The organism is Streptomyces sp. BE303 (genome assembly GCF_036290945.1).
In the GTDB taxonomy this organism is placed as follows: domain Bacteria; phylum Actinomycetota; class Actinomycetes; order Streptomycetales; family Streptomycetaceae; genus Kitasatospora.
Map to the genome: position 1 here is coordinate 1 of NZ_JAQYWZ010000907.1, position 18,603 is coordinate 18,603.

Genomic DNA, 18,603 nt, shown 5'->3' on the forward strand with positions numbered 1-18,603 from the left:
CCCCACCCCCCACCACCTCCAGATCCGCACCACCACCCCCGACACCACCCACCACCGCACCCTCACCATCTCCTCCCGCCCCGAACACACCACCACCTGGACCCTCCACGCCACCGGCACCCTCACCACCCCACCACCGGCGAGCGCTCCGGAGGAGGACCTGGCGGCGTGGCCGCCGCCCGGCGCGGAGCCCGTCCCGGTGGAGGGCCTGTACGAGCGCTTCGAGTCGTTCGGCTACGGCTACGGCCCCGCCTTCCGGGGCCTGACCGCCGCCTGGCGACGCGGGGACGAGGTCTGGACCGAGGTGCGGCTGCCCCAGGACCAGCACGGCCAGGCGGCCGCGTTCGGCCTGCACCCGGCCCTGCTGGACGCCGCGCTGCACGGCCTGTGGCTGGTGCCGAAGGACGGCGCCGACCAGCAGGAGGAGCCGGGCACGGCACGGCTGCCGTTCGCCTGGACCGGCGTGCGGCTGTACGCGGCGGGCGCCACCGTGCTGCGGGTGAAGCTCTCCTACGACGCGACCGGCTCGGTGGCGATCACGGTGGCGGACCCGACCGGCCGCCCGGTGGCCTCGGTCGAGTCGCTGGTGATCCGCCCGGTCGAGCTGGCCGCGCTGCGCGCCGCGCGACCGGCCGGCGACTCGCTCTTCCAACTGGACTGGCAGCAGGTCGCCCTGAAGCCGGCCGCCGCGCCGGCCGCGGACTGGGCGGCGGCCGAGCTGGGCGCGGCGCTGCCGCCGGCCGCCGCGGCGCCCGCGGGTGTCCTGGTGCACTGCGCGCCGGCGGGGCAGGACCCGGCGGGCGTCCGCGCCGCGCTGGCCGACACCCTGCGGCTGCTCCAGACCTGGCTGGCGGACGAGGACCGCGCCGAGTCGACCCTGGTCCTGGCCACCCGGGCGGCCGTCGCGGTCGACGAGGCCGAGGGCGTCGCCGACCTCGCGGCGGCGGCGGTGCGCGGCCTGGTCCGCTCGGCACAGTCCGAGCACCCGGACCGGTTCGTGCTGGTGGACACCGACGACCCGGCCGCGCTGCCCGCCCTGCTGCCCGCGCTCGCCGCCGGTCACGAGCCCCAACTGGCCCTGCGCCGGGGCGCGGTGCTGGCCGCCCGGCTGACCCGCGTACCGGCGGCCGCACCTGCGGCCTTCACGCCCGCCGAGGGCGGCACCGTCCTGGTGACCGGCGCGGGCGGGGTGCTCGGTTCGCTGGTCGCCCGGCACCTGGTGACCGCGCACGGTGTGCGGCACCTGCTGCTGGCGAGCCGGCGGGGCACGGACGACCCGGCGACAGTGGCGCTGGCGACCGAACTGGCCGGACTCGGCGCGCGGGCCTCGGTGGCGGCCTGCGACCTCGGCGAGCGCGCCGCAGTGGCCGAGCTGCTCGCGGGCGTCTCGCCCGAGCACCCGCTGACCGCCGTGGTGCACTCGGCCGGCGTGCTGGACGACGGCGTCGTCGAGTCGCTGACCCCGGAGCGGATCGACCCGGTGCTGCGGCCGAAGGTCGACGCGGCGCTCCACCTGCACGAGCTCACCCGCGGACTGGACCTGTCCGCGTTCGTCCTCTTCTCCTCCGCCTCCGGCACGGTCGGCAGCGCCGGCCAGGGCAGCTACGCGGCGGCCAACGCCTTCCTGGACGCCCTGGCTCAGCAGCGCCGGGCCGCCGGACTGGCCGGGCAGTCGCTCGCCTGGGGCCTGTGGGAGCCCCGCAGCGCCCTGACCGGCCGGCTGGACGAGACGGACCTGCGCCGGCTCGACCGGGGCGGGGTGGCGGCGATCTCCGCCGAGGAGGGCCTGGCGCTGTTCGACACCGCGCTCGGCTCGGCCCGGGCCCTGCTGCTGCCGGTCAAACTGGACCTCGGGAAGCTGCGGGCGCAGACCGGCGCGGCCGGTGTCCCCGCGCTGTTCCGCGCGCTGGTGCGTGCACTGCCCCGGCGGATCGCCGCCGGGGACGACGCGGCCGAGGCCGGTTCGCTCCGGCGCCGGCTGGCCGTGATGGGCGCCGACGAGCGCCTGACCGCCCTCGTCGAGCTGGTCCGGGCCCGGGTCGCCGAGGTGCTGGGCCACGACGGCCCGCAGGCGGTCGACCCGGACCGGGCGTTCAAGGAGGTCGGCTTCGACTCGCTGATGGCGGTGGAGCTGCGCAACCGGCTGAACGCGGCCAGCGGCCTGCGGCTGCCCGCCACGCTGGTGTTCGACTATCCGAGCCCGGCTGCGGTGGCCGACCACCTGGCCGAGCGGCTGCTGCCCGCCGTCCCGGCGCCGTCCGGGGCCGGTGCTCCGGCCGGCGGGGAGGCCGACGTCCGCCGGCTGCTGGCCGCCGTCCCGCTGGAGCGGCTGCGCTCGGCCGGGCTGCTGGACAACCTGCTGGCGCTCGCCGAGCCGGCGTCCGCCGAGCCCGGCCCGGACGCCGACCCGGCCGACGGGGATCCGGCCGACGGGGATCCCGGACAGCAGGAGGCGATCCGCGCCATGGACGTCGCGGACCTGGTCCGCCTCGCGATGGACGGCGACCGTGCCTGACAGCCCCCCGGCGGCGATCCCGCCGGCACCCGTACCACCGGCACCCGTACCTCCGGCCGACCCGCGGCCGACGTCCGAGAGGGAGCAGAAGACCATGCAGACCGACGAGGTGGTCGAGGCCCTGCGCGCCTCCCTGCTCGCCAACGAACGGCTGCGCGAGGAGAACCGGCGGCTGACCGACCGGGCCGGCGAGCCGATCGCGATCGTCGCGATGGCCTGCCGCTACCCCGGCGGGGTGCGTGGGCCGGAGGACCTGTGGGAACTGCTGCTCGCCGAGCGCGACGCGGTCTCCGGCTTCCCCACCGACCGCGGCTGGGACATCGAGGGGCTCTTCGACGCCGACCCCGACACCCCCGGCACCTTCTACACCCGCGAGGGGGGCTTCCTGCACGACGCGACCGCGTTCGACCCCGGCTTCTTCGGGATCAGCCCGCGCGAGGCGCTGGCCATGGACCCGCAGCAGCGCCTGCTCCTGGAGACCTCCTGGGAGGCGGTCGAGCGGGCCGGCATCGACCCGCACACCCTGCGCGGCAGCGCCACCGGCGTCTACGCGGGGGTGATGTACAACGAGTACGCGGCCCGGCTGCGCAGCGTCCCGGCCGAGCTGGAGGGCTTCCTGGGCACCGGCAGCGTGCCGAGCATCGCCTCCGGCCGGATCGCGTACACGCTGGGCCTGGAGGGCCCGGCGGTGACCCTGGACACCGCCTGCTCGTCCTCGCTGGTGGCGATCCACCTGGCCTGCCAGGCGCTGCGGGCCGGTGAGATCGGCCTGGCGCTGGCGGGCGGCGTGACCGTGATGTCCACGCCGGGCCTGTACGTCGGCTTCAGCCGCCAGCGGGGCCTGGCCCCGGACGGCCGGTGCAAGCCCTTCGCGGACGCGGCGGACGGTGCCGGCTTCGGCGAGGGCGTGGGGCTGGTGCTGTTGGAGCGGCTCTCCGACGCCCGGCGGCTCGGCCATCCGGTGCTGGCCGTGGTGCGCGGCTCGGCGGTCAACCAGGACGGTGCCAGCAACGGCATCGCCGCGCCCAACGGCCCCTCCCAGCAGCGGGTGATCCGGGCGGCGCTGGCGGACGCGGGCCTGACGGCGGCCGAGGTGGACGCGGTCGAGGCGCACGGCACCGGCACCCGGCTCGGCGACCCGATCGAGGCCCAGGCGCTGCTCGCCACCTACGGGCAGGACCGCCCGGCGGACCGGCCGCTGCTGCTGGGCTCGCTGAAGTCCAACATCAGCCACACCCAGGCCGCGGCGGGCGTCGGCGGGGTGATCAAGACGGTGCTGGCGATGACCCACGGCCGGCTGCCGCGCAGCCTGCACCTGGACCGCCCCTCGGCCCAGGTGGAGTGGAGCGACGGCGCGGTCGAGCTGCTGGCCGAGGCACGGGACTGGCCCCGGACCGGCCGGCCGCGCCGAGCGGGGGTCTCCTCCTTCGGGGCGAGCGGCACCAACGCGCACGTGATCCTGGAGGCCGCGCCGCCGGAGCCCGCCACCGGACCGGTCGCGCCGTCCGGGCGGCCGGCGGGCTGGCCGCTGTCGGCGCGGACCCCGGAGGCGCTGCGGGCCCAGGCGGCCCGGCTTTTCGAGCACCTGTCCGCCGCGCCGCCGGTCGACCCGCACGCGGTCGGGCGGGCGCTGGCGCTCGGGCGCAGCCGGTTCGCCGAGCGGGCGGTGCTGGTCGGCGAGGGGAGCGAGGACCTCCTCGGCGCGCTGGCGGCGCTGGCCGAGGACCGGGCCGACCCCCGGGTGGTCCGCGGCAGCGCGTCGCAGGGAGCGTCCAGGCCGGTCTTCGTCTTCCCGGGCCTGGGCAGTCAGTGGCCGGGCATGGCGGCCGAGCTGCTCGACAGTTCGCCGGTGTTCGCCGAGCGGATGGCCGACTGCGAGAAGGCGCTGAGCGCGTACGTGGACTTCTCGCCGAGCGAACTGCTGCGCGCCGGCGACCCGTTGGACCGGGTGGAGGTCGCGCAGCCGGTGCTGTTCTCGGTGCTGGTCTCGCTGGCCGCGCTCTGGCTGGCGCACGGGGTGCGCCCGGCCGCGGTGGTCGGGCACAGCCAGGGCGAGGTGGCGGCGGCCTGTGTGGCGGGCCTGCTGTCGCTGGAGGACGCGGCCAGGGTGGTCGCGCTGCGCAGCCGGGCCCTGGCCGGTGTCAGCGGCGGCAGCGCGATGGCCACCGTGCTGCTGGCGCCGCAGGAGCTGGCCGGGCGGCTGGCCACCCGGCCGACGGTGGAGGTCGCGGCGGTCAACGGCCCCCGGGTGGTGGTGGTCGCCGGGGACGGCGAGCAGGTGGCCGCCCTGCTGGCGGAGCTGGCCGAGGACGGCGTGCCGTGCTGGCGGCTGCCCGCGGAGTACGCGGCGCACTCGGCGGCCGTGGACGGCCTGCGCGAGGGTCTGCACTCGGCGCTGGCCGGGATCACCCCGCTGGCGGGCGGTGTGCCGATGATCTCCACCGTGGAGGTGGGCCGGGTCGCCGCGCACGCGCTGACGCCCGACTACTGGTTCCGCAACCTGCGCGGGACCGTGCACTTCCACCGGGCCGTCCGGCAGTTGCTGGCCGAGGGGCACCGGAGCTTCCTGGAGATCAGCCCGCATCCGACCCTCACCTTCGGCATCGAGGCCACCGCCGCGGAGGCCGAGGCCGAGGCCAACGGCGGTGTCGGCGCCGGTGTCGGTGTCGGTGTCGGGCAGACCGTGGTGCTCGGCACGCTGCACCGCGAGGACGGCGGGCAGCGACGACTGCTGCACGCCCTCGGCGAGGCGCACGTCCGGGGGCTCCCGGTGGACTGGCGGCCGGTGGTCGCCGACGCCCCCGCCGGCCCGCACGCACTGCCCACCTACCCGTTCCAGCGGCAGCGGTACTGGCTGGACGCGCCGGCGGCCGACGGCGACCCGGTCTCGGCCGGGCAGAGCCCGCTCGGGCACCCGCTGCTGACCTCCCTGGTCGAACTGCCGCACAGCGGAGGGCTGGTCTGCACCGGCCGGCTCTCCCTGGCCACCCACCCCTGGCTGGCCGACCACGCGGTCGCGGGGACTGTCCTGCTGCCCGGTGTCGCCCACCTCGAACTGGCGGCCACGGTCGGCGCCCGGCTGGGCAGCCCGCGCGTGCTGGAGCTGACGCTCGCTGCGCCGCTGGTGCTCGGGCCCGACGCCGCGGTCCAGCTGCGGCTGACCGTCGGAGACGCGGACGGACAGGGCGAGCGCGCCGTCGAACTGCACTCCCGCGAGCAGGGCGGCGAGCCGGACGAGCCGTGGTCCCTGCACGCGAGCGGTCTGCTCGGCCCGGCCGACGGCGACGGCCACGGCGACCGCGACCGCCCGGCGGAAGCGTCCGGTGCCGCGAGCGGGAGCTGGCCGCCGGCCGGCGCGGTGCCGGTCGACCCGGCCGACTGCTACGCGGGCTTCCGGGCCCGCGGGATCGACTACGGGCCGGCGTTCCGGGGCCTGCGGGCGGTCTGGCGGCGCGGCGACGAGGTGTTCGCCGAGGTCGCGCTGCCCGAACAGGTCGCCCCGGAGACGGGCTTCACCCTCCACCCGGCGCTGCTGGACGCCGCCCTGCAGAGCGTCGGCGTGCGCCCCCGGGGCACCGCCGGGGGCGACTCCGGCCCCGGGAACGGGAACGCGACGGCCGGTGTCCCGCTGCCGTTCAGCTGGCAGCGGGTCACCCTCCGCCCCAGCGAGGACCAGGTGCTCCGGGTGCGGATGCGCCCGGACGGCACGGACGGCACGAACAGCGTCGGCCTGCGGATCACCGACCGCCACGACCGGCCGGTGGCCGAAGTCGGCTCGCTGGTCATGCGCGCCGCCGCCCTCGGCCCGCTGCGCCCGTCCGCCCGGTCGATGTTCCGGCTCGACTGGACCAGGCTGCCCGCCCCGGCCGCCGCCGCGCCGGGCTGGGCCGCGCTGCGACCGGACGGGGACCTGCTGCCGCCCGGCGCCCCGTCCGGCGACGCGCCCCGGCTGCTGCTGCTCCCCTGCCCCGCGCCGGACGCAGCCGCCGACCCCGCCGCCCATGCCCTCGACGCGACGGCGGCCGTACTCGCCGCCCTCCAGGAGCACCTGGCCGCCCCGAAGGCCGACGCGCCGGTGGTCGTGGTGACCCGCGGCGCGGTGGACCTCGGCGACGAGCCGGTGGACGTGGCCGGCGCGGCGGTCTGGGGGCTGCTGCGCGCCGCCCAGCTGGAGCACCCGGGCTGGTTCGTCCTGCTGGACACCGACGGTCCGGAGGGCACCGCCCTGGCACTCCCGGCGCTCCTCCTGCCCGACGGCGAGCCGCAACTCGCCGTCCGCGACGGCGTGCTGTACGCGGCCCGGCTCGCCAGGCCCACCGAACCCGCGAGCGAACCCGCGAGCGAACCCGCGAGCACGGAGAACACGGGCGCGGAGCCCAGGAGCACCGAATCCACGAGCACCGAACCGGAGGAGTCCGCGCCCGCCGCAGCGGTCGCACCCGCCGTCGCGTTCGACCCGGACGGCACCGTGCTGATCACCGGCGCCGGCGGCACCCTGGCCGGTCTGCTGGCCCGCCACCTGACCGCCGAACACGGCGTGCGGCACCTCCTGCTGCTCGGCCGACGCGGTCCGGACGGCCCCGGCGCCGCCGAACTGACCGCCGAGCTCACCGCGGCGGGGGCGCAGGTCACCCTCACCGCCTGCGACGTGACGGACCGCCGGGACCTCGCGCGGGCCCTGGCCGCGATCCCCACGGCGCACCCGCTGCGCGCCGTGGTCCACACCGCCGCCGTCCTGGACGACGGTGTGCTGGAGTCACTGACCGCCGAACGGCTGGCCACCGTGCTGGCCCCGAAGCTGGGGGGTGCCTGGCTGCTGCACGAGCTGACCGCCGAGGCCGACCTGACCGCCTTCGTGGCCTTCAGCTCCGCCGCCGGCGTCTTCGGCAGCCCGGGCCAGGCGTCCTACGCCGCGGCCAACGCGGGCCTGGACGCCCTGATGGCGCTGCGCCGTCGCGAGCACCGGCCGGCGCTGTCGCTGGCCTGGGGCCTGTGGGAACAGCGCAGCGCCCTGACCGGCCCGCTGGCCGAGACCGATCTGCGCAGGATCACCCGCAGCGGCGCCTCGGCGCTGTCCAGTACCGAGGGGCTGGCGCTGTTCGACGCCGCGCTCGGGACGGACGCCACCACCCTGGTGCCGATCCGCCTCGACCTCATCGCGCCGGCCGACGCCCCCGTCCCCCATCTGCTGCGCGCGCTGGTGCGCCGGGCGCCCCGTTCCCCGGGCCGTCACCCCGGCGGGACCGCGCGGGGCGCCGCCGACGCGGGAGCGGAGCTGCGGCTGCGACTGGCCGGCGCCGACGCGGCGGACCGGGCCGCGCTGCTGGCGGAGCTGGTGCGCGGGCAGGCCGCCGAGGTGCTGGGCCACGCCGACGCGGAGGGCGTGGTGATGGACACCGCCTTCCTGGCGCAGGGCTTCGACTCGCTCACCGCGGTCGAGCTGCGCAACCGGCTGGCCGGCGCGACCGGCCTGCCGCTGCGGCCCACCCTGGTCTTCGACACCGGCACCCCGACCCGGCTGGCCGACCGGCTGCTCACCGACCTGGCCTCGGCGCTCTCGCCGTCCGGCCCCGCCACCGGCCCCGCCGCCGACCGGGCCGGGCACCTGGGCGGCCCGGCGGGCGCGAGCGGCGCCGAACCGGTCGGCACGCTGTTCCGACAGGCCTGCGAGCTGGGCCGGATCGACACCGGCATCCGGCTCCTCGGGCTGGCGTCCGCGCTGCGCCCGTCCTGCGCCACCGGCCCGGAGCTCCTGGCGGCGGCCGACCGGCCGGTGCTGCTCGACCTGGTCGAGCCGCCGCGGGAGGACACCGCGCGGGCACAGCTGGTCTGCTTCGGTTCGATCGTGGCGCTCGGCGGCGCCCACCAGTACGCCCGCTTCGGCACGCACTTCCGCGGCCACCACGGCGTCAGCGCGCTGGACGCGCCGGGCTTCACCCCGGGGGAGCCGCTGCCGGAGGAGTTCTCCGCCCTGATCGACTTCCAGGCCCGGACCGTGCGCGAGGGCGCGGGGGGCCGGCCGCTGGTCCTGGTCGGCTCCTCCTCCGGCGGCACCCTGGCGCACGCGGCGGCGGTCCGGCTGGAACAGCTCGGCACCCCGGCGGCGGCCGTGGTGCTGCTGGACACCTACCTTTCCGGCGACCGGGCGATGACCCAGTTCAACGACGTCCTGATCAGCGGCATGTTCGCACGCGAGGACCGGGCCGCGCCGCTGGACGACACCCGGCTGACCGCGATGGGCCGCTACTTCCAGCTCCTGGAGGGCTGGCGGCCGCCGGCGATCGACGCGCCGGTCCTGCTGGTGCGGGCCTCCAGCCCGCTGGCCGAGCCGGCCCCCGGCAGCACCGTCGACTGGCGATCCTCCTGGCCCGGCGCGCACACCGTCGCCGACGTCCCGGGGGACCACTGGTCGCTGATGGAGGAACACGTGGAGACCACCGCGAACACCGTGCGGGAGTGGCTGAGCGCCGTCCTGCGCGGGACCGGGCACGACGATGGGGAGGACTCATGAACGACACCGCACCGCCGCCGGCCGGGCTGGTGATCCTGGGGGCCGGTGTGATGGGCACCGGCATCAGCACCCTGGCACTGGGCCACGGCGTCCCCGTGACGCTGGTCGACACCGATCCGCGGCAGTTGGTCCGCGCCGAGGAGGGCATCGCCCGGGGCCTGCGGCTGGCCGAACTGATGGGCCGGCTGCCGTCCGGTGTCGAGGCCGGCGAGCTGCGCACGACCGACTCGCTCCCGGCGCTGGCCGGGGCGCGGGCGGTGATCGAGGCCGTCACGGAGAACGCCGGGCTGAAGGCCGTGCTGCTCAAGGAGGTGTCCGCGGCCGTGCTCCCCGGCACGCCGCTGATCTCGAACACCTCGTCGATCCCGATCGACGAGCTGGCCGACGCCGTCGCCCGCCCGGCCGAGCTGCTCGGCACCCACTTCATGAACCCGCCCAGCCTGATCCGGACGGTCGAGGTGGTGCGCGGCCCCCGCACCGGGGAGGCCGTGATGGCCGCGGTCCGCGAGCTGCTGGGCGCACTCGGCCGGCAGAGCGTGGTGGTGAACGACTCCCCGGGCTTCGTCACCAGCCGGGTCCTGCACCCGATGATCAACACCGCGGCCCGGGTGGTGCAGGCGGGCACCGCGAGCGTGGAGGCGGTCGACGAGCTGATGCAGGGCTGCCTGGGCCACCCCACCGGACCGATGCGCACGGCGGACCTGATCGGCATCGACAACCTGGTCGACTCGCTCCAGGTGCTCTGGGAGCGCACCGGGGACGACAGCTGCCGGCCCTGCGACCTGCTCTTGGAGAAGGTCCGCGAGGGAAAGCTCGGCCGCAAGAGCGGCTCGGGCTTCTACACCTACGAGAAGGAGAACTGATGAGCACCGTCGGCAGCGAGCGGACCGTCGAGGACACCGAGGCCGTCCAGCAGGAGATCCTGAACTTCCTGGAGAGCCGCACCCGCACCGCCTGGGAGCCCGACACCGACCTCTTCAAGGACGGCGGTCAGTCCTCGCTCTTCGCGATGGAGCTGGTGGTGCACCTGGAGAAGTCGTTCGACGTCAGCATCCGCGGCGCCGACCTGCGGCTGGACAACTTCCGCACGGTCACGGTGATGACCGCCCTGGTCACCCGTCTGCGGCAGGCCGCCGGGAGCCAGGATGGCTGACGACCTCGCCCGGGCGCTGGCCCGGATCGAATCGGCGGTCGGCGACCGGGCCGAGGGCTGGGACCTGGCCGGGCTGATCCCGCAGCCGCTGCTGCGGGAACTCGGCGCGGAGGGACTGCTCTGCGCCCAACTGCCCCAGCGCTTCGGCGGACTCGGCATGAGCAGCCTGCAGAACGGCGAACTGACCGCCGGCACCGGCGCGTTGTGCAGCTCACTGCGCAGCGTGCAGACCTCCCAGGGGATGGCCGGCTGGACCATCGCGCGGTTCGGGCTGCCGGACCAGGAGCGCGCCTGGCTGCCCGGGCTGACCTCCGGGCAGCTGGCGGCGGTCGCGTTCAGCGAGCCCGGCGCGGGCAGCGACCTGTCCGCGATGTCCACCACCGTCCGGGCGGACGGCGACCGTCTCGTGCTGGACGGACGGAAGAAGTGGATCACCGCCGCCCGCTACGCCGACCTGCTGGTGGTCTTCGGCCGCTACGAGGACGGCGCGGCGGCCGTCGTGGTGCCCACCGACACCCCGGGGGTCCGGATCCGTCCGATCGCCGACCCGCTGGGCTGCCGGGCCGCCGGGCACTGCGACATCGAGCTGGACGGCGTCCGGGTGCCGGCCGGGAACCTGCTGGGCGGCGCGGCCCTGCCGCTGCCGCTGCTGGTGACCACCGCGCTCTCCTACGGGCGGATGTCGGTGGCCTGGGGCTGCGTCGGCATCCTGCGGGCCTGCCTGCGGGCCGCCGCCGGGCACGCCGCCCGGCGGGAGCAGTTCGGCCGCCCGATCGGGGAGCACCAGCTGGTGGCCGGCCACCTGGCGGACCTGCTGGTGGCCGAGCGGACCGCCACCCGGATCTGCGAGCACGCCTCGCGCTGCTGGGACTCCGGCTCGGCCGAGCAGGTGGTCGCCACCGTCCTGGCCAAGCAGGTGAGCGCCGAACAGGCCGCCCGGGCCGCCGCGACGGCGGTGCAGGTGCTGGCCTCGGCCGGTGCGAGCGACGGCACGGTGGTGGCGCGCGCCTACCGGGACGCCAAGCTGATGGAGATCATCGAGGGCAGCAGCGAACTGTGCCGCCTGCTGCTGGCCGAACACGTGCTGGCCTCGTACGGGAGGGAGGAGCGGTGACCGGGGTGACAGAGGCGACCGGGGCGACCGGGGCGACCGTCAAGTGCCTGGTCTGGGACCTGGACGACACGCTCTGGCAGGGCACCCTGTCGGAGGGCGACGACGTGAGGGTGCCGGAGGAGCTCCGCAAGGTCGTCATCGAGCTGGACGCCCGCGGCATCCTGCAGTCGGTGGCCAGCAAGAACGACCACGAGCCGGCCTGGGCCCGGCTGGAACAGCTCGGCCTGGCCGAGTACTTCGTCCTGCCGCAGATCGGCTGGGGCACCAAGTCGGCGTCGGTGCGAGCGATCGCCGACCGGCTGAACTTCGCGCCGGGGACCGTCGCGTTCGTCGACGACCGGCCGGCCGAGCGGGCCGAGGTGGCCTTCCACCTGCCCGAGGTGCGCTGCTACCCGGCCGAGCGGGCCGCCGACCTGCTCGACCTGCCGGAGTTCACTCCCGCGCACCGCACCGCCGACTCCCGCCGGCGGCGCGAGATGTACCAGGCGGGCTTCCGGCGGGACGCCGAGCGGGCCGCCTCCACCGCACCCGACACGGAGTTCCTGCGCTCGCTGGAGCTGGTGATGCGGATCGACCGGGCCGGCGCCGAGGACATCGCCCGGCTGGAGGAACTGACGCTGCGGACCAGCCAGATGAACGCCACCGGCGTGCACTACTCGGACCGGCGGCTGCGCGAGCTGCGCTCCGATCCCGGGCACGAGGTGCTGGTGGCGAGCATGGCCGACCGCTTCGGGCCGCACGGCGCGGTCGGCGTGCTCCTGGTCGAGCGTCGGGCCGGGAGCTGGCACCTCAAGCTGCTGGCCACCTCCTGCCGGGTGGTCAGCTACGGAGCGGGGACGACCATCCTCGACTGGCTGATCGACCAGGCGTCCCGGGCCGGGGTCCACCTGACCGCCGACTTCCGGGCCACCGACCGGAACCGGATGATGGAGATCGCCTACCGTTTCGCCGGCTTCGAGGAGTCGGAGTGCGGCTGCACGGCGGCGGCCGACCGGGACTCCGCGGCGACGGACGTCCAGTTCCTGCACCTGGTGCCCGGCCCCCGGGCCGGTTCACCGACGGTGGAGCTGGTCGCCGCCGACCTGGCGGCCACCGGCTGACGGCGCGGCCCGCCGCGGGCGGCCCCCCGTGGTTCGGGGTGGCCGCCCGCAGGGCGCCGCCCGGGCCGTCGCGCTACGGGCGCTTGCGGACCAGCGTGATGCCGTCGGCCATCGCCAGCAGCGAGATCTCCACCCGTTCGTCGGTGTGCAGCGCCGTGTTCAGCTCCCTGACGCCCAGGGTGTCCGCGTCCCGGTGGGACGGGTCCGCCACCCGGCCGAAAAAGAGCGTGTTGTCCACGACCAACAGCCCGCCCGGCCGCAGAAGGACGAGGGAATCCTCGTAGTAGCGGGGGTAGTTGACCTTGTCGGCGTCGATGAAGACGAGGTCGAAGGACTCCGGTCCACGCTCCGCCGTCAGCTTGGCCAGGGTCTCCACCGCGTCCCCGATCCGCAGCTCGATCCGGTCCGCGACCCCGGCGCGCTCCCAGTAACCGGCACCGATCGCGGGCCAGCGCTCGGTGATGTCACAGGTCACCAGCGTTCCGCCGGGTGGCAGGGCGCGGGCCATGCAGAGGGTGCTGTAGCCGGTGAAGGTACCGATCTCCAGGACCGACCGCGCGCCGGTCAACCCGACGAGCAGGGCGAGTAGTTGTCCCTCCTCGGCCATCACCTGCATCGCCTCGCCGGCCGGCAGGCCGGCCGTCTCGGCGCGCAGCTCGGCGAGCAGCGGATCGTCCCTCAGCGAGACCTGACGGATGTAGTCGAGCAGCTCGTCGGTGGCTGCCACCTGCTGGGCCATGGGACTCCTCAGTGGAATGGGTCGGAAAGTCGAAGGGTCGGAGGACCTGATGCGTCAAGTACGTCAACGCGGGCCGCGGCCCGCCGTCGGGCCGTCACGACCTGACCGGCCGCGGATCCGGCCGGCCCGGGCCGGCCGGCCTGCTCACGACGTGCCGGTGGGGCCTGACCGGCCCGCCGCACTTCGCCTGCGTCCACCGCTCGGGCGGGTCCTCCGCGAGCGCCCGCTCCCGGGCGTAGGCCCTCAGCAGGTGGTCCAGGTGGTAGCGGCCGCCGCCGCAGGCCCGCACCAGGTGTGCGTCGGCCAGTGCTTCCAGAACGGCTTCGGCCGCCGACGGCGCGCAGTCGAGCAGCGCCGCCAGCGCGGTGGCGTCCACGTCCTCCGCACCCACCGCGCCGAGCAGCCGCAGCACCGCCGCCGGATCGGGCAGCCCGGGCGGCAGCTGCGCGTCCTCGCCCAGCGCGCGGTAGCCGACCTCCAGGCCGGCCCGCACCCCGAGGTCGCCGATCCTCAGCTCGTCCAGCAGTCGGGGCGCTCCCGCCAGCCGCCGGGCCAGCGTGTCGAGGTCCCAGTGCGGCCGTCCCAGGTAGCGGGCCCCGACGATGCGCACCGCCAGCGGCAGGCCCGAGCAGTACTGCACCACCGCCCGGGCGGCGCGCGGCTCCGCCTCCGGCTGCCGGCGGCCGACGATCGAGCCGAGCAGGTCCAGCGAGGCCGCCTCGTCCAATGCGGAGAGGGTGACGATGTGGGCGCCGTCCAGGTCGGCCAGCCGGTCGCGGCTGGTGACGAGCGTCCGGCTGTCCGGACAGCCGGGGACCAGCGGGCGCACCTGCGCGGCGCTCCGCGCGTCCTCCAGCACCACCAGCACCCGGCGGTCGGCCGTGATCGAGCGGTAGAGCAGGGCGGCCTGCTCCTCGGTGGCCGGCACCTCCGCCTCGGGCACTCCGAGGTCCACCAGGAACCGGCCGAGCACCTCGATCGGCTCCACCGGGTGGTCCCGCCCGCCCAGGTCGGCGTAGAGCTGGCCGTTCCCGAAGCGCTCCCGCACGGCGTGGGCCACGTGCAGGGCCAACGCGCTCTTGCCGACCCCGCCGGCGCCGGTGACCACGGTGACCGTGGCGGCGCCGCCCGGCAGGGCGTCGGCGGTGAGCCGCCGCGCCAGGTCCGCGTGCTCGCCGTCCCGGCCGACCAACACGTCTATTCGGGCAGGCAGTTGGGCGGGCCGGGGGCGGCGCCCGATCCACGGCGGCGGGCCGTCGGCCGTGGAGCCGCCGCCCTCGCCGCCCAGCAGGTCGTCCGCGGCCAGGATCCGGCGCTGCATCTCGCGCAGCTCACTGCCCGGCTCCGCCCCGAGCTGGTCGATCAGCGCGGCCCGGGTCAGCTGGAACTGGCTCAGCGCCTCCGACTGCCGGCCGGCCCGGAACAGCGCGAGCATCAGCCGGCTGACCAGCGCCTCGCGCAGCGGGCTCTCCTGGACCTCGCGCCACAGCTCGGGCAGGATCTCGTTGTGCCGGCGCAGCGCGAGGTCGGCGTCCAGGCGCGACTCCAGGGTCTGCAGGCGCAGTTCCTGCAGGTAGCGGCCCTCCACGTCCCGCAGGCCGCGCGAGGGGATGTCCACCAGCGGGTCGCCGCGCCACAGCGCCAGCGCCGCCGCGTACTCGACCGAGGCGCGTTCCAGCTCGCCCGCCCGCACGTGCGCGGCGGCCCGGCTGCGGTGCGCGGTGAAGCGGCCGAGGTCGGTCTCGTCCTCGGCCAGGTCGATCAGGTACCCCGGCGCCTGGGTCCGGATCCGCCGCCCGGCGACCGCCCCCAGGACCTGACGGAGCCTCATCACGTAGGTGCGCACGGTCGCGGACGCGCTCGGGGGCGGTCCGCCGTCCCAGACCGCCGCCGCGATCCGGTCCACCGACACCACGTGGTTGGCGTTGATCAGCAGGAGCGCGAGTACCACCCGCTGGCGCGGTGCCGACACCGCACACTCACGCCCGTCCACCTGGACGGAAAGCGGTCCGAGCATCCTGAACTGCACGAGTGGCCTCGTTTCCTGGCACAGGGAAATAGCCCCGCCCGAAGCGGCGACCGGACTCCCCCGACGGTCGCGCTCAGTATCAACGGGATGACTCAAGTGAATGTATGGGGGCGCTCTATCGTCCACAACCGCTTCTCGGGATGGCCGGCCGCAGATCACCGAAACGAGCCAATTCTGACTGATCGTGAGGAGTCGGGTTTGCGGTGATCCACCGTCAGCCATGCATGACAAGTCGGCACTCGATCACGACCGGCCCTCCTGAGCTGGCTTGACATCCGTTCATCACACCCGCTGCTCGCTCCTCGCGGCACGCCGCCTCGCCGCGTCCGCGCCGCCACTCCCACCGGAAGGACCCCCGGCATGACACTCCCCGAGACCCTCGACAGCCTCTGGTGCCGGCGCTTCGAGCCGGCACCGGCCGGCGCCCACCGACTGGTCTGCTTCCCCCACGCCGGGGGATCCGCGGCGTTCTTCCGTCCCCTCGCCACCGCGCTGAGCCTGCGGGCCGAGGTCGTCGCGGTGCAGTACCCCGGGCGTCAGGACCGTCGCACGGAGCCGGTCATCGACGACATAGGACGCCTCGCGGAGGAGATCGCGACGGCCCTCGACCCGTGGAGCGACGCCCCGTTGACCCTGTTCGGCCACAGCATGGGGGCCCTGGTCGCGTTCGAGGTCGCGCTGCGCCTGGAACGGGCCGGCCGCCCGCCCGCCCGGCTCCTCGTCAGTGGCCGCTCCGCCCCGACCGCGCCCGCCGGGGTGCCGATCGATCCCACCGACGAGGAACTCGTCGCCGACATCAAGAGGTTGAACGGCACGGATGCCTGGATGCTGGCGGATCCGGAGCTGCTGGAGATGATCCTGCCCGCCGTCCGCGGCGACTACCGCGCGGTCGCCGGCTACCGGGGCAGTCCGGACGCCGTCCTCTCCTCGCCGATCAGCGCGCTGCTCGGCGACAGCGACCCCCGCGCCGCGGTCGACGAGGTCCGCCGCTGGTCCGCCCACACCTCGGGCGAGTTCGACCTCACCCTCTTCCCCGGCGGCCACTTCTACCTGGTCGACCGGGCCGCCGAGGTCATCGACCTGCTCAGCACCCGCCTGGGATAGGGCGCGCCCGGGATCTGCGCGCCCGGGATCGGCGCGCACCGTCCGAGGCCCGCAACGCGTTGTCCGCGAGCCCGGCCGGCGCGGCCGGCAGCGGCCAGGCGGGCACCGCCCGAGGTGCATCGCCCGAGGTGCACCGCCCGTGGCGGCGCCGGGGTCAGCCGGTCGCGCTGCCCGGCGTCGGCACGGGCCGCGAGTCGAGGCCGGGCTCGGCGGCGAACCGGAGGGTCTCCGCCAGGTACGAGTGCTCGCTCTCGCACCACTGCCGCGCCTCGGCCGGGGTGGTGAAGCGCGGCGGCTCGTACCAGGGGCCCGCGGCGGTGAGCGGCGGGCGCCGGCGCTGCGGGGTGAGCAGGCGGGCCGCCGCCTCCGCGTGGTGCAGGTACCAGGAGCGGAGGCGTTCCCGGGCGGCGGCGCGGTCGGCGGGGCCGGTTTCGGCGGTGGCGCGTTCGGCGGCGTAGCAGCGCAGCAGGTCGTGGAGGCGGTAGCGGTCCGGGCCGGCGGGGTTGAGCAGGTGGGCGGCGGCGAGGTGTTCGAGTACCGGTCTGGTCGCGGCGGTGGCCGCGCCGGAGAGTGCGGCGGCCGCGGCCGTGCTGACGCAGTTGCCGGGGGCCAGGCCGAGGAGTCGGAAGAGCCGCTGGGCGGCGGGTTGCAGGGCGCGGTAGGAGAGGTCGAAGGCGACCCGGACGGCGGAGGTGGCGTCGCCGTCGATCTGGAGCGCGGTGAAGCGGTCCTCCGCGTCGCGCAGTTCGGCGGCGTGCTCCACCAGGGTGCGGTGGGGTCGTTCCGCGAGGCGGCCCGCGGCGATGCCGAGGGCGAGCGGCAGGTGGCCGCAGGCGGCGGCGAGTTCGGCGGCGGCGCGGGGTTCGGCGCGGGTGCGGTCGGCGCCGGTGATCCGGGCGAGCAGTTCGACGGCGTCGGGCTGGGGCAGGACGTCGAGCACCAGCCGCCGGGCGCCGTCGCAGGCGGTGAGCCCGGCCAGCCCGTCCCGACCGGTCACCAGGGCCAGCGAGCCCGCCGAGCCGGGCAGCAGCGGGCGGACCTGTTCGGCGTTGCGGGCGTTGTCGAGCAGTACCAGGACCCTGCGGTCGGCGAGCAGCGACCGGTACAGGGCGGCGCTCTCGTCGACGGTGCCGGGTATCCGCTCGCGATCGGTGCCGAGGGCCCGCAGGAAGCGGGCCAGCGCCTCGCCCGGGGCCAGCGGCGGGCCGAAGGCGAACCCGCGCAGGTTGACGTGGAGCTGACCGTCGGGGAAGCGCTCGCGGACCTGGTGGGCCCAGTGCACGGCGAGGGCGGTCTTGCCCGTCCCGGCGCCGCCGGTCACCACGCCGATGCCGGCGGCGCCGACCGAGCCGGCCGATCCGGCCGGGTCGGCGAGGCCGTCCAGGGCGCCGAGTTCCGCCCTCCGCCCGACGAAGGTGGCCAGCGCGGGCGGCAGTTGGGCGGGCCTGGGCACCTGCTGCCGGGTGCGGGGCGGGCGGGCGGCCGGGGCGGGCCCGTCCTTCAGCAACTCCTGGTGCAGGAGCTGGAGCTCCGGCCCGGGGTCGAGGCCCAGTTCGTCAGCCAGCTGTCGCGCGAACCGGCGGTAGGCGGCGAGTCCGTCGGCCTGCCGGCCAGCCCGGTGCAGGGCCCGGACGAGCTGCGTCACGAGGCGGTCCCGGAGCGGGTGTTCGGCGACCAGCGCGGTCAGCTCCGGGACGGTCTGCCGGTGCCGGCCGAGTTCGGCCTCCAGGTCCAGGCAGTTCTCCCAGGCGGTGAGCCGCAGTTCGTTCAGTGCCACCGAGCCGGCGGCCACCAGGCTGCCGGACAGCCCGTCCAGCACCGGGCCGCGCCACAGGCCGAGTGCCGATCGGAACTCCTCGACGGCTGCCGCGGGTTCGCCGTGCTCGGCCAGTCGGCGCGCCACCGACACCCGGTGGGCGAAGGTCAGGGCGTCCACCTGGTGGCCGTTCGGTGCGATCCGGTAGCCGGGGCCGTCGGTGAGCAGCACCGGCGGCCCGTCCTGGGCGGCGGCGAGCTTGCGCCGCAGCAGCCCGGCGAGGTTCCGTACCTGGCGGTGGGCCGTGGCCGGCGGTTCGTCGCCCCAGACCGCGTCGACCAGGCGGGCCACCGGGACGACGGCCCCGGCGTTCAGCAGCAGGGTGCCGAGCATCCGCTCCTGCTTGGCCCCTTCCGTCCGGGCCCGTCTCCCGTCGTCGGTCCACACCTCCAGTGGCCCCAGAATCCTGAACTCCATGCGTCCCTCCCGTGGTTGGCCGACGTCGAGCCGACCCGGATACCTTCGAAGCTCGTGACCACTCAATGACGGACTCGTGTCAACTTTGTGCATCCGGTTGGGAGT

10 protein-coding genes are annotated in these 18,603 nt (G+C 76.0%); 7 read left to right on the plus strand and 3 right to left on the minus strand.

The window, feature by feature from the left end:
* The 6 genes from PUR56_RS35430 to PUR56_RS35455 form a co-directional block, all read left to right on the plus strand.
* A partial coding sequence (locus PUR56_RS35430; protein WP_329951989.1) for a type I polyketide synthase occupies positions 1 to 2,515 on the plus strand: 2,515 nt, incomplete at its 5' end.
* Positions 2,516 to 2,609: 94 nt separating this feature from the next.
* On the plus strand, positions 2,610 to 9,026 hold the full coding sequence (locus PUR56_RS35435; RefSeq protein ID WP_329951990.1) for a type I polyketide synthase: 6,417 nt from the start codon (positions 2,610 to 2,612) through the stop codon (positions 9,024 to 9,026).
* Positions 9,023 to 9,889: a 3-hydroxyacyl-CoA dehydrogenase family protein gene (locus PUR56_RS35440; RefSeq protein ID WP_329951991.1), complete on the plus strand. Its 867-nt coding sequence runs from the start codon at positions 9,023 to 9,025 to the stop codon at positions 9,887 to 9,889. The genes PUR56_RS35435 and PUR56_RS35440 overlap by 4 nt, the downstream gene beginning before the upstream one ends.
* Positions 9,889 to 10,179, plus strand: coding sequence for an acyl carrier protein (locus tag PUR56_RS35445; protein WP_329875217.1), 291 nt, complete (start codon positions 9,889 to 9,891; stop codon positions 10,177 to 10,179). The genes PUR56_RS35440 and PUR56_RS35445 overlap by 1 nt, the downstream gene beginning before the upstream one ends.
* Positions 10,172 to 11,293, plus strand: a complete 1,122-nt coding sequence (locus tag PUR56_RS35450; RefSeq protein ID WP_329875219.1) for an acyl-CoA dehydrogenase family protein — start codon at positions 10,172 to 10,174, stop codon at positions 11,291 to 11,293. The genes PUR56_RS35445 and PUR56_RS35450 overlap by 8 nt, the downstream gene beginning before the upstream one ends.
* Before the next feature lie 5 nt (positions 11,294 to 11,298).
* Entirely contained in the window at positions 11,299 to 12,393 is a 1,095-nt protein-coding gene (locus PUR56_RS35455) for an HAD-IIIC family phosphatase (protein ID WP_329952002.1), read from the plus strand.
* A 73-nt stretch (positions 12,394 to 12,466) separates the two neighbouring features.
* On the opposite strand, the gene PUR56_RS35460 is transcribed toward PUR56_RS35455, so the two are convergent.
* On the minus strand, positions 12,467 to 13,132 hold the full coding sequence (locus PUR56_RS35460) for an O-methyltransferase (RefSeq protein ID WP_329951992.1): 666 nt from the start codon (positions 13,130 to 13,132) through the stop codon (positions 12,467 to 12,469).
* Positions 13,133 to 13,226: 94 nt separating this feature from the next.
* A complete protein-coding gene (locus PUR56_RS35465; protein ID WP_329875223.1) occupies positions 13,227 to 15,161 on the minus strand; it encodes an AfsR/SARP family transcriptional regulator in 1,935 nt (644 codons plus the stop codon).
* A gap of 360 nt (positions 15,162 to 15,521) precedes the next feature.
* On the opposite strand from PUR56_RS35465, the gene PUR56_RS35470 reads away from it, so the two are divergent.
* Positions 15,522 to 16,265 (plus strand): thioesterase II family protein, encoded by a 744-nt coding sequence (locus tag PUR56_RS35470; protein ID WP_329875225.1) that lies wholly within the window; start codon positions 15,522 to 15,524, stop codon positions 16,263 to 16,265.
* Positions 16,266 to 16,419: 154 nt separating this feature from the next.
* Here the strand turns inward: PUR56_RS35470 and PUR56_RS35475 are convergent, their stop codons facing one another.
* Positions 16,420 to 18,498, minus strand: a complete 2,079-nt coding sequence (locus PUR56_RS35475; protein WP_329875227.1) for an AfsR/SARP family transcriptional regulator — start codon at positions 18,496 to 18,498, stop codon at positions 16,420 to 16,422.
* Positions 18,499 to 18,603 lie beyond the last annotated feature (105 nt).

Excerpts from the sequence above, each read along its gene's own strand:
- PUR56_RS35475 (WP_329875227.1), bottom strand. The coding sequence starts at position 18,498 with ATGGAGTTCAGGATTCTGGGGCCACTGGAGGTGTGGACCGACGACGGG.
- PUR56_RS35440 (WP_329951991.1), top strand. The coding sequence starts at position 9,023 with ATGAACGACACCGCACCGCCGCCGGCCGGGCTGGTGATCCTGGGGGCC.
- PUR56_RS35460 (WP_329951992.1), bottom strand. The coding sequence starts at position 13,132 with ATGGCCCAGCAGGTGGCAGCCACCGACGAGCTGCTCGACTACATCCGT.
- PUR56_RS35445 (WP_329875217.1), top strand. The coding sequence starts at position 9,889 with ATGAGCACCGTCGGCAGCGAGCGGACCGTCGAGGACACCGAGGCCGTC.
- PUR56_RS35470 (WP_329875225.1), top strand. The coding sequence starts at position 15,522 with ATGACACTCCCCGAGACCCTCGACAGCCTCTGGTGCCGGCGCTTCGAG.
- PUR56_RS35435 (WP_329951990.1), top strand. The coding sequence starts at position 2,610 with ATGCAGACCGACGAGGTGGTCGAGGCCCTGCGCGCCTCCCTGCTCGCC.
- PUR56_RS35450 (WP_329875219.1), top strand. The coding sequence starts at position 10,172 with ATGGCTGACGACCTCGCCCGGGCGCTGGCCCGGATCGAATCGGCGGTC.